This window comes from Reichenbachiella faecimaris, from assembly GCF_900176375.1.
Lineage (GTDB): Bacteria > Bacteroidota > Bacteroidia > Cytophagales > Cyclobacteriaceae > Reichenbachiella > Reichenbachiella faecimaris.
The window spans coordinates 1694074-1708284 of the sequence record NZ_FWYF01000001.1 but is presented as its reverse complement, the minus strand read 5'-3'; the positions used below and the strand labels follow the sequence as shown (position 1 = coordinate 1708284).

Sequence of the window (14211 nt, the reverse complement as noted above, 5' to 3'; positions counted from 1 at the left end):
TTGTGCTCTTATGGCGCATACTAGTTGATTATTTGCAAAAATGACTATATTCTATATAGAATAGAAAGTCAATGAAGCAAAAAGACTTAATCGCACAGCTAGAGCACACCAATGATCGGCTCTGGTCTTACGATACAGAATTGATCTGCACTTGTGTGAACTCGAACATGAGCGAGGATTATCTCAAGGCCTTTGGTCGGAGATTGACCATAGGGTCGTATGTTCTTGATGATGTGCCAGAACCACTATTTTCAGTTTGGAAAGAAAGATATCAACGGGCACTTGCTGGCAAACAGTTTACGATTGTTGATCATTTCGAAATAGAAGGCGTCCCTGAGTATGTAGAGGTCAGTTTTAATCCCATCCGTGAGAATGGAAACGTAATCAGCGTAGCTTGCTCATCCAAGGATATTTCTGTTGGCAAGAGAGCAGAACTCAGGCTCGAACAGAGTGAAGCCAATCTACATGCTCAGATAGAAAATACCACGGACAGTATATGGTCAGTCAGTGACAAATATGCTTTGGTGACTATGAATTCGGTTTTTAAACGTGAATTTGATCGGGTGTTTCGCTGTGATCTTCATTTGGGAGAGGTTATCATTGATTACTTACCAGAACCTCATCGCACAATTTGGAAAGATAGATATGATCGTTCATTGGCAGGGGAGAAGTTTGAAATAGTAGAAACGCATGATTTTGAAGAGCCACCAGTACACATCTCTATTTCATATAACCCAGTACTCGTAGAGGGTGAAATTGTTGGGGTCGCTTGCTTTACCAGAGACATTACTGCCATAAAGACCTCAGAAGTGGATTTGAAAAATGCACTGTCATCCAGAGATAAGCTCTTTTCGGTCATTGCTCATGATCTTCGCGGCCCTATTTCAAATATCTACCAGTTGACTAAGCTCTTAAAAAAGCAAAAAGGAGATATCGAAATTCATCAAAATGCATTGAACCTGTTGGCTAATTCTTCGGCTGGTGTTTATCGATTATTGGATAATTTACTCAACTGGGCGCTTTCCCAGCAAGGAATCATAGAGCTCAAACCTGAGAGACATCAGCTTAAGGGTCTGGTTCATTCCGCTATGGAAGCCTATCTGATCAATGCAAATTTGAAAAGGTTGAAAGTAAAAGTTGACATCAAGGAAGACCTATTTGTGGTCGCTGATAAATCTACGTTTAGTAGTGTGATTGCTAATCTTTTTAACAATGCCATTAAATACACCAGTGAAGGTGGTGCTATTTGTTTTGATGCCATTCCTAATGACGAATTAATAACCGTTCAGATTAAAGATACTGGTATTGGAATGTCAAAGGAGCAAATCGAATCATTACTCCAAAAGAACTCAATAAAATCTACTTTGGGAACCAAGCATGAAAAGGGTACAGGACTAGGGCTGGTGCTCACCAAGGAGTTTGTAAAGCTAAATAAAGGCCAATTGAATATAAAAAGTGAAGAGGGTAAAGGTTCCATTTTTGAATTCACCCTCCCCACTGGGCCATGATTTAAGCCATGGTATGGAAGACGTTTTGCACGTCGTCATCCTCTTCTAATTTTTCTAGTAATTTGTTTACATCCTCCTGCTCAGCTTCAGATAATTCTTTTGTCGTTGTTGGAATTCTTTCAAAACCGGAGGATAATATTTCGATATTATTTTCCTCAAAGTACTTCTGAAGTGATCCAAAGTCTGCGAATCCGCCATAGACCATCATGCCGTCTTCGTCATCAAATACTTCTTCTGCGCCAAAATCTATGAGCTCAAGTTCAAGTTCTTCTGCATCTAGGTCAAATGTTTCTTTGTTCAGTCGAAAGTTGCATTGGTGCTCAAACATGAATTCTACAGAGCCTGAAGTGCCTAAATTGCCATCACACTTTGTGAAATAGCTTCTGACATTGGCCACAGTTCTGTTGTTGTTGTCCGTAGCTGTCTCAACAAGGACAGCAATACCATGAGGAGCATAGCCTTCAAAAAGCGTTTCTTTAAAATCGCCTTGGGCCTTGTCAGATGCGCGTTTGATCGCTCGCTCGATGTTGTCCTTTGGCATATTGGCTGCCTTGGCATTTTGCATCACGGCACGCAAACGCGAGTTGGTATTTGGATCAGGGCCACCAGCTTTCACTGCTATTACTATATCCTTTCCAATGCGAGTAAATGTCCTTGACATCGCCCCCCAGCGTTTCATTTTACGTGCTTTTCTAAATTCAAATGCTCTTCCCATTTCTAATTTTTTTATGGTTACAAATATAGGAATCAGGATTTAAGATTCAATATGAGCCACTGTATTGGTGATTGAATTTTGAATCTTAAATCTAGAATTAATTGGCAATCTCACACTCTTTAAATGTTATACCATGAGATTCTAATTCGCTCAAAACAGGCTCGTAAATGTCCTTATCTGTAGGAATGTGGACACCCTTTGGACTCATTTTTCCTTGTAGAATGAGTTGAGCAGAAACAGCTAGTGGCAAACCTACAGTCTTTGACATGGCCGTATGAACAGAATTTTCGCCCTCAATCGCCATATAGGATTGAATTTGTTTCAACTCTTCTCCCTTATAATATTCGAATTTATGCCACATCACGATCATGTCCTTCTCGTCAGGGTTCATGGTCCATTTCTTTTTCAGAATGTGTTCTAGTATTTGTGCTGGAGTTCCTTTGTCCAGTCCCACTAGTTCATCCTCGAATAGACCCAGCCACTTGAGCTTGTACATTTCATCAGACTCCAAATCGAGGTTTAGATAATGAGCAAGCTTCAATTCAATAGAATCGTCTGGGTTGAAAGATAAAAATGAATTGATAAATTGTCTATGAGTCATTTTATCCACGTCGTGCAGCTGATAGGTATCGTCTGTTGCGCCCAACTGCACAAATACATCCCAGGCTTTGCAGTAGCCCACCTGCCGTAAAGTTCCTCTGTAAAGCGTTTTGATGCCCTGAAGTTTATATGCATCAAGATATTTCAAAGAATCTCTATTCGCATATCCTTCAAAGTACCCGTATTCAGGAATATGAATGACCTCAGTTCTTCTGAATAGCTTTTGGTAAGGTATATATTTGAATCGCCCCTCCTGAATGAATTTGGTATAGCCTTGACCAGCTAGCACCACATTTCTTGGGTTCCAGGTGAACTTGTATTTCCAAGGATTGTCATCAGTACTTGGCGCCAATAGTCCGCCAGTAAAAGTTTCAAAAGCTCGGAGCACATGCCCAGCATCCCTGATTCTATCCAGCACTTTCATGGCAGACATGTGATCTATGCCAGGATCCAGCCCCATTTCCATGATCAAGCCAGCATTGTTTTTCTCAAATTCATCATGGAGTCCTTTGATCTCATCAGTCACATAAGAAGCCGTGAGCATATTGATGCCATGGGCAGCACAGATTTTGGCTACGTGTATATGGAAAGAGGCTGGCATCATAGAGATGACCAGATCAAATCCGTCAGTCAGTTTTTGCTGGTGGGCCTCATTGAAGATGTCGAAAGCCATGGCTTCGCCTCTTGTGTTACCATTTATTTTTTCCTTGGCGAGCGCCTCATCCAAATCTCCTACGACCACTTTCCAGTCATTGGCTTCTGCGTGATCTAGCAAAAATTCTATCAATGTCGAGGAAGACCTTCCCGCGCCAAGTACAAGTACTTTTTTCATTATAAGTGTATTATGTTTTGGGTATTCATGCTGTTTTTTTGATGCCCGATTGGCTCAAAAAAGAAGCAAATTATTCCATTTTCAAGGCGACTAACAAAACATTTAGTTAAAAAAATAAGTATTAAATTGTCCATCATGCTTTAGTGCATTTAAACCTAGATTTCCAACCATGGCAAAAAAAATAACCCAGCAGGTAGAAGCAGAATTATTCGATATTTCGGAGTTGAGTACCGTTGAAAAGAGTTTGGTTGATCATGCAATTTCTGCCGTTGAGAATGCATACGCACCTTACTCAAATTTTCATGTGGGAGCGGCCGTTTTGTTGAACAATGGTGAGGTAGTCAAAGGAAGTAATCAGGAAAATGCGGCTTATCCATCTGGTCTCTGTGCAGAACGCGTAGCTATCTTTAGTGCAGGGGCGAATTACCCAAGTGAGCAAGTGAAAATGATAGCTATAGCTGCCAAACCTAAAGATGCACGTGATTTTGTGATGGCTTCTTCTTGTGGCAACTGCCGACAGGCCATGATGGAATATGAAAGTAAACAAGACGAGCCTATTCAGCTCCTTTTTGTTCGTCCCAATAATGAAATTCTAAAAACCACAGTGGGAGACTTGTTGCCTTTTGGATTTGATTCAAAGAGTTTGAAGGGAGCGTGAGGTTTGCAAACAGCTTCAGTCAGGTAGTGCTGAAACCTGATAACCCTTGTGCTTCGAAAGTCTGATGACTTCTCCACTATCGATATCAGCTCCTTCTATTCTGAGTATGTGGTCGCAATCGTCAAGGTCGAAATGGATGTTCCATTCAGGATAATGTTGAAGCAGCGTGTCTTTAAGGCAAGCTGCTTCTGATATATTAGTGAGGTTTGTAGCAAATACTTCTACTGAAACATTTTGACTCAGCATCACAGTAGTTTTTGCTCTTGATTGCATTTTATGCCTTTTCACTACAGTTAAACATCCAATTTATACCAAACTGATCTATACAACTGCCAAAATAATCTCCCCAGAACATATCCGTTAGTTCCATAGTGACCTGACCGTCTTTAGATAGTGAATCAAACAATTGTTTGGTTTCCTTACGGGTGTCTGGTTGAAGATTGATATGCACGTTGTTTCCTTTGTTCAGATCAAATCCCATGCTCTTAGGTGCGTCTGTGCCCATTAGGGAATGGCCGCCAAGAATTTTCAACTCCACGTGCATAACAAGATTTTTATCCTCATCTGCCAATGGCGGCATGCCATCTTGCGATGGTACATCTCCCATGCGCATTATACCATCACCAAAAAATTCTCCGCCAAATACGGACTTGTAAAAATTGAACGCTTCTTCTGTGTTTCGTTCGAAGTTTAAATACGTGCTAACTGTTGACATAATTTTGAAATTATAATTGTTTTTAATGTTTCTATTGAAATTAATTGTTGTAGGCCTTTTCCAGATCTGCAACGATCAGTTTTTTCATCTGATAAAGTGCCTGCGTCATGTGATTCACTTTTGTAGGATCACCTTTGGATAGTTTTTCTATTAAAAACTCGGGAACGATCTGCCAGGAAATCCCAAATTTGTCTTTAAGCCATCCACACATGGATTCTCTACCACCATCTGCCGTCAGTCGCTCCCAATAGTGGTCTACTTCCTGCTGGTCGCGACAAGTTACGAACAGTGAAATGGCCTCATTAAATTTGAACTGCGGTCCCGCATCAAAGGCGTGAAACTGCACACCATCTAATAGAAAAGTGGCCATTTGGATGGTTTCAGCTGGATATGGTCCATTTGCTGGCCATTTTTTTAATTGTTTGATTTCCGAATTGGGAAAAATGGAGGTGTACAGGTGAATGGCTTCTTCTGAGTTTTTGTCAAACCATAAGAATGGAGTGATTTTTTGATTTTTTAGTACGCTCATCAGTATAAATTTTGAATCATTGGAATATCAATACCCCTCCACGTACTTTTTGAAGTTGTTCAGTATGGCTTGCCAGCCGTCTCTTTGCATGTCTATAGGGTTTTCGCTCTCTGCGTCAAACACGGTATGGATCTTAGTGACTCCAGCAGTACTTTCAAAGGTCGTAATGGCTTGTCTGCCATCAGACATGGTATAAGCGATCTTCTTTTGGTCTATGACCTCGTCATAAGTAGCCTCAAAGTCAAATCCAAAACTTCCGTCTTTGGCTTCCATTCGGGCACTGTACTTCCCACCAACGCTCAGGTCGTTTTGAGCACTTGGGCAGCGCCAGTCGTCACTAGCAAAATTCCATTGGGTAATGTGCTCAGGTTTGGTCCAGCAGTCCCAAACTTTTTTGCCAGCTGACGACACGAATGTTTCGATGTTTATTTTAGTCGTTTTCATAATTGTGAATGTTTTAGTTTTAATAAAATTTGCTACTTTTTCTTCTATTCCTCATCTAAAGCGATTGCTTGCTTCTGAGTTGCCAATTAAATCCAAAACGATCATTGACCATTACGAATGAACCGCCGTAATGATTCGTAGTAATTGGCTGCTCGCTTACCCCGTCTGCTGACAATCTTTTATAATACTCATTCAGTTCCCTTTCATTTTCACACTCTAGCAAAATCGTTATGGTATTTCCAGGAGTCAAATAGTCATCTACAAGGTCGGATCCCTTCAGTATAGATGCATTCATAGCTAATGTAGCTTCCAGAATGTGCCCTCTGATCTCTTTAGGAAAAGCCTCGCCGTAAGGGGATTCGCCAATGGTTTGCAGCCTCAAATCACCACCAAAGCAGCGCTGATAATAATGCATGGCTTCTTTGCAGTTGCCATTAAAATTGAGATATGTAGTGATTTTATTCACGGCAGGTATAATTAATTAACGTCTTTTTCCTTTGAGCCAGGCATAGATAGCCATGGAGTGCCCATGCCCAAGGTCAAAATCTTGTTTCAGCCAGTCGGTGATTTGGGTTGCCTTTACGTCCGGCTTGATTTCCCTGTTTTCTAGGAAGCCTTTGCTTTCAGCAAGCTGCATAAATGCTTCAGGGTTTTTCCCTATTTTGGTTTCTATGTTATTGAGATAGGATTGAAATGACATGATTTAGTCGTTTGTTTGTGAAGACAAATCTCGCAGAGAACAAGATTATTATTAGGGTGTATTAACGACCCTTTAGGGGGTTGATCCCGTCATTAATTCGTTTTACCTTCGTTACATGAAAAATATTTCCATTTTGGTGCCTGAATCTGCAGTAGCAGAGGCTGTGTCCAATCCCAGATATATGTTTTCGGCAGCCAACCAGTTTCTACAAGCGAGTGGGAGTGAGCCTCTTTTTGACGTACAGCTGGTGGGGCATCAGAGACAAGTAAAAGTGCATGATGGCTTTTTTACTGTCACTACGGATAAACTGTTGAATGAAGTAGAACATACGGATTTGATCATTGTTCCCGCGTTGTTTGGAGACATGAAATCCGCAGTGGGCAAGAATGAATCCACCATCCCTTGGTTGGTCAGTCACTACAACAAAGGTGCTGAGGTAGCTTCACTTTGTGTGGGTGCCTTTCTACTGGCCAGTACGGGTTTACTGAAGGGCAAAAAATGCTCCACACATTGGGCCTACTATGGTGAGTTTCGCGAAACCTTTCCAGATGTGGAAGTCACAGATGGTAGCATCATTACCGAAGAGGGCCGTATCTACTCTAGTGGAGGGGCCAACTCATATTGGAATCTTCTACTCCTGCTGTTGGAAAAGTACACGGATAGAGACACAGCGATTATGGCTTCCAAGTATTTCGCCATTGACATTGATCGTGAGAGTCAATCATCTTTCATGATGTTTGAAGGCCAGAAAGACCACAATGACGAGGAGATAAAAAAAGCTCAACTGTATATAGAGGAGAGGTATAAAGAAAAGATCACTGTGGATGTTTTGGCTGATTTTGTTGCGGTCAGTCGAAGGAGTTTCGAGCGGCGATTCAAAAGTACTACAAACAATACTGTAGTGGAGTATATCCAACGTGTGAAAATAGAAGCGGCCAAACGAGCCTTTGAAGCCACTCGAAAAAACATTACGGAAGTGATGTTTGAGGTAGGATATACCGATACCAAAGCATTTAGAACCGTGTTTAAAAAAATTACAGGACTTACACCTATTGCTTATCGCAATAAATATCAGAAATGAGAAAACAGCATTTGAGGAACAATGTGGCTTGATTCCAGTGAAGGGCGGAGTCAATAGGAATACCTGATTCAGCGACTTTGGGATTATAACACACAAGAACACCTATAAAAAACTTTGCATTTCAGAGAAGCATGGTCTGAGTGAAAAATTCCGCTGGAACGGGGATGCCTAGTTCGGCGACCTTCTGAGTTATTCAGAGCCTCATAAACCAAAAAAGCCCTGCATTGCTGCAAGGCTTTGAATGGGTGAAAGACCGGACTCGAACCGGCGACCTCCTGGACCACAACCAGGCGTTCTAACCAACTGAACTACAATCACCATGTTTCATCAACCCTTTTGGTTGACCCCTTAAAAAGGAGTGCAAATTTAGAAATTTGTGTTCTTAAAATCCAAAATTAATTCAGCATTTATTTTCTGTCGAACATTAAACGTTCGCCATTCACTCCTTCATTGAATTTGCCATTGGCGTAGGCCAAATGTCCAGACACAAAAGTATGAGTGATTTGGCTTCTGAAAGACTGTCCTTCAAAAGGACTCCAGCCACATTTTGATAATACATTTTCTTTTTGAACCAACCATTGGTCTGCTGTGTCCACTATTACCAAATCTGCATAATAGCCTTCTCGTATGTATCCTCTCTCTTTTACTTCAAATAGGATGGCAGGATTGTGACACATTTTTTCTACTATTCTCTCCATAGAAATTTTGCCGTTTAAATGATGTTCGAGCATGGCAGGTAGAGCATGCTGAACGAGAGGCCCACCAGACGGACAGTTGAGATAGTCATTATCTTTCTCTTCTATGGTGTGGGGTGCATGGTCAGTAGCAATTACATCTATTTTATCGTCTAACATTGCTTGAAATATGGTGTCACGGTCGAATGCTGTTTTAACTGCTGGATTCCATTTGATCAATCCACCTTTTGTTAAATAATCTTCATCTGAGAACCACATATGGTGGATACAGGCTTCTGAAGTGATCAATTTATCTTTTAGAGGCACAGAGTTGTCAAATAGCCCTGTTTCTTTTCCTGAAGAGATATGGAGCACATGAAACTTGGTGTTGTTGGCTTTGGCCAATGCCACCGCCTTGGAAGAAGAAAGGTAGCACGCTTCTTCACTTCTAATTAATGGGTGAGCAGTAAATGGAATGTTTCCATCATATTTTTCCTTGAATAGCTCGGTATTTCTACGAATAGTGGTTTCATCTTCACAATGTGCTGCTACAATCAATTCAGCTCGGGAAAACAATTCGGTCAAAGTTTTTTCATTATCAACCAACATATTACCCGTAGAGGATCCCATGAAAACTTTGATGCCGCAGACGTTTTGTCTACTGGTTTTCATGACTTCTTCTATATTATCATTAGAAGCTCCCATGAAAAACGAATAGTTGGCTAAGGATGATTTTGAAGCAATATCATATTTGTCTTGCAGTAATTCTTGAGTCAATGTATTGGGTACGGTATTTGGCATTTCCATAAAGGAGGTAATACCACCAGCCACTGCCGCACGGCTTTCTGTATAAATTTCAGCCTTGTGGGTTAAGCCAGGTTCTCTGAAGTGAACCTGGTCGTCTATAACACCTGGAAGCAGAAATTTACCATCCGCGTCAATTACCTCAGCACTCTCATGGGAAAGGCCAAAACCTATTTTTTCAATTCGCCTATCTTTGATCAATACATCGTGAGCAAGCAAAGTGCCCTCGTTTACGATTGTTGCATTTTTGATAAGTGTGTATTTGGCCATTCTTCTGATTTTATTAGATGAAAGTCTGATTTGCGCAATTGGCACCAAGAATCGAAGGAAACTTGATAAATTGCAGCACAAAATTAATTGGCTTAGGCTTCTAATTGCAATCCATGGCGAATAACATCAAAAATTTCTCAGATTTCAAGCTCAACAAGCAAGTGCTCAATGCCATAGTAGAGGCTGGATATACTTCGCCTACACCTATTCAAAAGAAAGCCATCCCGTTGGTGCTGTCTGGACACGATGTGATGGGTATTGCACAAACGGGTACTGGAAAAACGGCTGCTTTTGTATTGCCACTCCTAATGAAGCTGAAATATGCCCAAGGCCAAGATCCCAGAGCTTTGATATTGGCGCCCACCAGGGAGTTGGCCATTCAAATCAATGAGAATATTCAAAAGTATGCCACCTATCTTGACTTGCGGTTTACTGCAGTTTATGGAGGGACGGGGATGAAGGCGCAAGAAGAGAAACTGGCTGAAGGAATAGATATTTTGGTGGCTACACCAGGTCGTTTTATGGATCTCTATAGAAAAGGAGTGTTTGGGACGAAGCAGATCAAGACACTTGCCATAGATGAGGCGGATAAAATGATGGACATGGGATTCATGCCTCAGATTAGACAGATTCTGGAAATCATTCCAGTAAAAAGACAAAATTTACTCTTTTCTGCGACAATGTCTGAGATAGTGGAAAACCTTTCTGCTGAGTTTTTAGAATTCCCCGAAAAGGTGGAAGTCACGCCACAGTCTTCAACTGTGGATACCATTACCCAGTTTCTTTATCTGATTCCAAACTTCAAGAGTAAGATCAATATGTTAGATTACTTACTTGCCAAGGAAGAATTGAATAGAGTAATCATCTTTGTGAAGACTAAGGCCAATGCAGATAATATCTTCAAGTTTATAGATAGAAAAATTACTAAGTCTGTTCGGGTCATTCATGGCAACAAGGCACAAAATACCCGTCTGAACTCTATTGACTCATTCAAAAATGGGGAAATAAAGATTCTAGTGGCTACTGATGTAGCTGCTCGTGGTTTGGATGTCAGTATGGTATCTCATGTGATCAATTTTGATGTGCCTTTGATTTATGAAGACTATGTTCATAGAATTGGCCGAACGGGTAGGGCAGAGCATACGGGAATTGCTATCACATTTGCTAATCATGCAGAAGAGCATCATATTAAGCAAATTGAAAAATTGATTGATAAAAAAATTGTTATGGAGTCTGTGCCTTCTGAGGTAGAAATAGAAAAGACACCATTTATAGAGCAACAAGAGCAGTTGAGAGAAATTGACTATCGCAAGAAGAAATTAGACCCAACTTATAAAGGGGCGTTTCACGACAAAAAGGACATAAAGTCAAAAAAATCCAAAAGGAGAAGGTAGCAATCCATTTTCATTCGTCTAAGAAATTGATCTATTCGTCGAAAAAATATTTTGATTCATAGAATTTAATTTAACAGGATAAAGAAAGAGTTTATTATTGCTACAGAAAGATGGATTAAAAAGTCTTTCTTTCCATAGCTGGTTGAAAAGATCTTGTGGGGAATAGGTACATCGGTACCTAATCCCACAAGTATCGATTCCTCTCCCCTTCAATTTCAGCTTCAATTTCTCACAAAATCACAAGCCAATAAAGTATCATTTTAAGAGAATTAGTTCGTCTTTTTTTGACTAATTCAGATTAGATTTGCGCAAATTTTCAAAGGGAAAATATATTTGTTTGAATAGCTGTAAACTCCGAATCCAAAATGATAGCAAATCTTAACGAACGTACCCATTTTCAGCATAGACACAATGGGCCATCCAATGATGATATTTCACAGATGTTGGACACTGTGGGTGTTAATTCTGTGGATGAATTAATTGACCAAACTGTTCCAGAAAATATTCGAAACAGAGCAGCACTCAACATTCCAGAAGCACTAGATGAATTTAGCTACGTGCGTGCTGTCAAAGAAATGGCATCTAAAAACAAGGTGTTCAAATCATTTATAGGATTGGGCTATTACAACTGTGTAACCCCTGCTGTCATCCAAAGAAACATTCTTGAAAATCCAGGATGGTATACTGCCTATACGCCTTATCAGGCTGAAATTGCTCAAGGTAGATTAGAGGCTTTGGTGAACTTCCAAACAATGGTTTCAGACCTAACTGGAATGGAAATAGCAAATGCTTCTTTACTAGATGAGGCTACAGCTGCTGCGGAAGCCATGTCCATGCAGTTTGCCTTGAGAAAAAAGGATAAGAAAACGGCTAACAAATATTTTGTAGATGAAAGAGTTTTCCCTCAAACATTAGACGTCCTCAAAACCAGAGCCTTGCCAATAGGTATTGAATTGGTTATTGATAAGTATGAAAATATTGATATCTCAGCTCCAGAATACTTTGGATTGATCGTGCAGTATCCGAATGCAGAGGGGAGCGTTGAGGATTATAGAGAGCTATTTTCAATGGCTCAAGAAAATCAAGTTTTCATTACCACAGCTACTGATTTGATGAGTTTGGTGCTGCTTACACCTCCAGGTGAAATGGGAGCTGATGTAGTCGTGGGAACTACTCAAAGATTTGGGGTACCAATGGGCTTTGGAGGGCCTCATGCTGGGTTCTTCGCTACAAGAGAAGAATATAAAAGACAGATTCCAGGAAGAATCATAGGCGTATCTCAGGATAGCCATGGCAACAAAGCCTATAGAATGGCTTTGCAAACCAGAGAACAACATATACGAAGAGAGAAGGCGACTTCAAACATTTGTACAGCCCAGGTTTTATTAGGTGTAATCGCTGGAGCTTACGCGGTCTATCACGGCCCAAATGGACTGAAGAGAATCGCATCAAGGATACATGGCTTAGCTCAATTAGCAAGCAAGTATTTAAGTGAAATGGGTTTTGAGCAGGAGAACCAAACTTATTTTGATACCTTGAAAATAAAAGCTGATGATTCTCTAAAAGAAAAAATTAGAACTGAGGCGGAATCAAGAGGTATTAATTTCAATTATTATAACAAAGGTTCAATTGGTGTAGCCTTTGATGAGACACATACAGTTGCAGAACTGGTAGAAGTGGTTTCGGTATTTGGAAAATTTGGTTCGAGTGATATTGCTGAACCAACAGTGATAGAAGCAGCGAATCATGTAGAGATCAAGTTCAATGGAGATTTTGATCGTACTTCTGGGTTCATGGAGCACCCAGTCTATCAGAAGTATCAATCAGAGCATGAAATGCTTAGATATTTGAAGAGACTAGAAAACAAAGATTTGTCCTTGGCTCACTCCATGATCTCGCTAGGATCATGTACTATGAAACTGAATGCTACTTCCGAAATGATTCCTATCACCTGGCCAGAATTTGCGCAAATGCATCCCTTTGCTCCAGTGAATCAAACAGAAGGTTACAGAGAGTTGATTTCAAACTTAACAGAATGGTTGTCAGAAATTACAGGCTTCTATACCACTTCTTTACAGCCTAACTCAGGGGCACAAGGAGAGTATGCCGGGCTACTAGTAATCAAAGCATACCAAGCTGATAAAGGCGAAGGACATAGAAACATCACCTTGATCCCAACTTCTGCGCATGGGACTAACCCTGCAAGTGCCGTCATGGCTGGTAACCAAGTAGTATTGGTAAAATGTGACGAGAGAGGAAACATTGATGTGACTGACCTGAGGACAAAAGCAGAACAGTATAAGGATTCACTTTCTTCATTAATGATCACTTATCCTTCCACCCATGGGGTATTCGAAGAAAGTGTGATTGAAATCTGTGAAATTATTCACCAGAATGGTGGACAGGTATACATGGATGGAGCTAACATGAATGCGCAGGTTGGGTTGACAAGTCCTGGTCATATTGGTGCAGATGTTTGCCATTTGAACTTGCACAAGACATTTGCTATACCTCACGGTGGTGGAGGGCCTGGCATTGGCCCAATTGGTGTAGCCGAACATTTGGCTCCTTATCTTCCAGGAAGCCCTTTGGTAGATATTGATAATGGAAAAGCTATTAGTTCTATCTCAGCAGCGCCGTTTGGCAGTGCTGGGGTGTTGCCAATTTCTTATGGCTATGTCGCCATGATGGGCCCTGATGGGCTGTTGAATGCCACTAAAATGGCTATTCTTAACGCCAATTATATTAAGGCAAGGTTAGAAACGAAATTTCCTATCCTCTATACTGGGATAAATGGTAGATGTGCTCACGAGATGATTGTGGATTGTAGAGCGTTTAAATCATTCGGAATTGAAGTGGAGGATATAGCTAAGCGCTTGATGGATTATGGGTTTCATGCACCAACTGTGTCATTCCCTGTGGCAGGTACTTTAATGATTGAACCAACAGAAAGCGAAACAAAGGAAGAGTTGGATAGATTTTGTGATGCCTTATTACATATCAGAGAAGAGATTGAAGCTGTGGAAAACGGTAAAATGGATGCCAATGACAATGTATTGAAAAATGCTCCGCACACCGCAGACGCTGTTTTGTCTGATGAATGGAACCATGGTTATTCAAGAGCAGAAGCTGCATATCCATTGGATTACCTTAGAAACAACAAATTCTGGCCATCAGTAGGTAGGGTAGACAACGCCTATGGTGATAGGCACCTGTTCTGTAGTTGTATTCCAGTAGAAGAATTTGAAGAAGTAGTAGAAGCTTAAGGCAACTGACTTTTAAAATAT

At 40.7% G+C, this 14211-nt stretch carries 14 protein-coding genes and 1 tRNA gene; 5 read left to right on the top strand and 10 right to left on the bottom strand.

Features of this window, described 5'->3' with window-relative positions:
- Positions 1–71: 71 nt before the first annotated feature.
- Positions 72–1508, top strand: a complete 1437-nt coding sequence (locus B9A58_RS07130; RefSeq protein WP_084371757.1) for a sensor histidine kinase — start codon at positions 72–74, stop codon at positions 1506–1508.
- A 1-nt stretch (position 1509) separates the two neighbouring features.
- Here B9A58_RS07130 and B9A58_RS07125 read toward each other — a convergent pair whose 3' ends face one another.
- Both B9A58_RS07125 and B9A58_RS07120 read right to left on the bottom strand, forming a co-directional pair.
- On the bottom strand, positions 1510–2223 hold the full coding sequence (locus B9A58_RS07125) for a YebC/PmpR family DNA-binding transcriptional regulator (RefSeq protein ID WP_084371755.1): 714 nt from the start codon (positions 2221–2223) through the stop codon (positions 1510–1512).
- Positions 2224–2320: 97 nt separating this feature from the next.
- Complete coding sequence (locus B9A58_RS07120; protein WP_084371754.1) at positions 2321–3655, bottom strand: saccharopine dehydrogenase family protein; 1335 nt, start codon at positions 3653–3655, stop codon at positions 2321–2323.
- Positions 3656–3824: 169 nt separating this feature from the next.
- On the opposite strand from B9A58_RS07120, the gene cdd reads away from it, so the two are divergent.
- Positions 3825–4313 carry a cytidine deaminase gene (gene cdd / locus B9A58_RS07115; protein WP_084371752.1) on the top strand — a complete coding sequence of 163 codons (489 nt, stop codon included), beginning with the start codon at positions 3825–3827 and terminating at the stop codon, positions 4311–4313.
- 15 nt (positions 4314–4328) lie between these two features.
- Here cdd and B9A58_RS07110 read toward each other — a convergent pair whose 3' ends face one another.
- Genes B9A58_RS07110 through B9A58_RS07085 form a run of 6 tightly spaced genes read right to left on the bottom strand, consistent with a single transcriptional unit; the run spans position 4329 to position 6701 of the window.
- Positions 4329–4586, bottom strand: a complete 258-nt coding sequence (locus B9A58_RS07110; RefSeq protein ID WP_084371750.1) for a hypothetical protein — start codon at positions 4584–4586, stop codon at positions 4329–4331.
- A gap of 1 nt (position 4587) precedes the next feature.
- On the bottom strand, positions 4588–5028 hold the full coding sequence (locus B9A58_RS07105) for a VOC family protein (protein ID WP_084371749.1): 441 nt from the start codon (positions 5026–5028) through the stop codon (positions 4588–4590).
- A gap of 40 nt (positions 5029–5068) precedes the next feature.
- Entirely contained in the window at positions 5069–5557 is a 489-nt protein-coding gene (locus tag B9A58_RS07100; protein WP_084371747.1) for a VOC family protein, read from the bottom strand.
- A 27-nt stretch (positions 5558–5584) separates the two neighbouring features.
- The gene (locus B9A58_RS07095; protein WP_084371745.1) at positions 5585–6001 is read right to left on the bottom strand and encodes an SRPBCC family protein; all 417 of its coding nucleotides are present in this window, start codon (positions 5999–6001) and stop codon (positions 5585–5587) included.
- 55 nt (positions 6002–6056) lie between these two features.
- Positions 6057–6467, bottom strand: a complete 411-nt coding sequence (locus tag B9A58_RS07090) for a VOC family protein (protein ID WP_139793783.1) — start codon at positions 6465–6467, stop codon at positions 6057–6059.
- A gap of 15 nt (positions 6468–6482) precedes the next feature.
- The gene (locus B9A58_RS07085) at positions 6483–6701 is read right to left on the bottom strand and encodes a DUF4287 domain-containing protein (RefSeq protein ID WP_084371741.1); all 219 of its coding nucleotides are present in this window, start codon (positions 6699–6701) and stop codon (positions 6483–6485) included.
- Positions 6702–6816: 115 nt separating this feature from the next.
- Here B9A58_RS07085 and B9A58_RS07080 point away from each other — a divergent pair, with 115 nt between their 5' ends.
- Positions 6817–7782, top strand: a complete 966-nt coding sequence (locus B9A58_RS07080; RefSeq protein WP_084371739.1) for a GlxA family transcriptional regulator — start codon at positions 6817–6819, stop codon at positions 7780–7782.
- A gap of 243 nt (positions 7783–8025) precedes the next feature.
- Here the strand turns inward: B9A58_RS07080 and B9A58_RS07075 are convergent.
- Both B9A58_RS07075 and B9A58_RS07070 read right to left on the bottom strand, forming a co-directional pair.
- Positions 8026–8101 (bottom strand) — tRNA-His (locus tag B9A58_RS07075).
- Between the two features lie 88 nt (positions 8102–8189).
- On the bottom strand, positions 8190–9530 hold the full coding sequence (locus B9A58_RS07070; protein ID WP_084371737.1) for a dihydroorotase: 1341 nt from the start codon (positions 9528–9530) through the stop codon (positions 8190–8192).
- Between the two features lie 113 nt (positions 9531–9643).
- On the opposite strand from B9A58_RS07070, the gene B9A58_RS07065 reads away from it, so the two are divergent.
- Both B9A58_RS07065 and gcvP read left to right on the top strand, forming a co-directional pair.
- Positions 9644–10924: a DEAD/DEAH box helicase gene (locus B9A58_RS07065; RefSeq protein WP_084371736.1), complete on the top strand. Its 1281-nt coding sequence runs from the start codon at positions 9644–9646 to the stop codon at positions 10922–10924.
- Positions 10925–11289: 365 nt separating this feature from the next.
- Positions 11290–14190 (top strand): aminomethyl-transferring glycine dehydrogenase, encoded by a 2901-nt coding sequence (gene gcvP / locus B9A58_RS07060; protein WP_084371734.1) that lies wholly within the window; start codon positions 11290–11292, stop codon positions 14188–14190.
- Positions 14191–14211: the final 21 nt, after the last annotated feature.

Coding starts and splice junctions, on each gene's coding strand:
- B9A58_RS07095 (WP_084371745.1), bottom strand. CDS start 6,001: ATGAAAACGACTAAAATAAACATCGAAACATTCGTGTCGTCAGCTGGC.
- B9A58_RS07080 (WP_084371739.1), top strand. CDS start 6,817: ATGAAAAATATTTCCATTTTGGTGCCTGAATCTGCAGTAGCAGAGGCT.
- B9A58_RS07085 (WP_084371741.1), bottom strand. CDS start 6,701: ATGTCATTTCAATCCTATCTCAATAACATAGAAACCAAAATAGGGAAA.
- cdd (WP_084371752.1), top strand. CDS start 3,825: ATGGCAAAAAAAATAACCCAGCAGGTAGAAGCAGAATTATTCGATATT.
- B9A58_RS07120 (WP_084371754.1), bottom strand. CDS start 3,655: ATGAAAAAAGTACTTGTACTTGGCGCGGGAAGGTCTTCCTCGACATTG.
- B9A58_RS07100 (WP_084371747.1), bottom strand. CDS start 5,557: ATGAGCGTACTAAAAAATCAAAAAATCACTCCATTCTTATGGTTTGAC.
- B9A58_RS07125 (WP_084371755.1), bottom strand. CDS start 2,223: ATGGGAAGAGCATTTGAATTTAGAAAAGCACGTAAAATGAAACGCTGG.
- gcvP (WP_084371734.1), top strand. CDS start 11,290: ATGATAGCAAATCTTAACGAACGTACCCATTTTCAGCATAGACACAAT.
- B9A58_RS07065 (WP_084371736.1), top strand. CDS start 9,644: ATGGCGAATAACATCAAAAATTTCTCAGATTTCAAGCTCAACAAGCAA.
- B9A58_RS07070 (WP_084371737.1), bottom strand. CDS start 9,530: ATGGCCAAATACACACTTATCAAAAATGCAACAATCGTAAACGAGGGC.
- B9A58_RS07110 (WP_084371750.1), bottom strand. CDS start 4,586: ATGCAATCAAGAGCAAAAACTACTGTGATGCTGAGTCAAAATGTTTCA.
- B9A58_RS07130 (WP_084371757.1), top strand. CDS start 72: ATGAAGCAAAAAGACTTAATCGCACAGCTAGAGCACACCAATGATCGG.
- B9A58_RS07105 (WP_084371749.1), bottom strand. CDS start 5,028: ATGTCAACAGTTAGCACGTATTTAAACTTCGAACGAAACACAGAAGAA.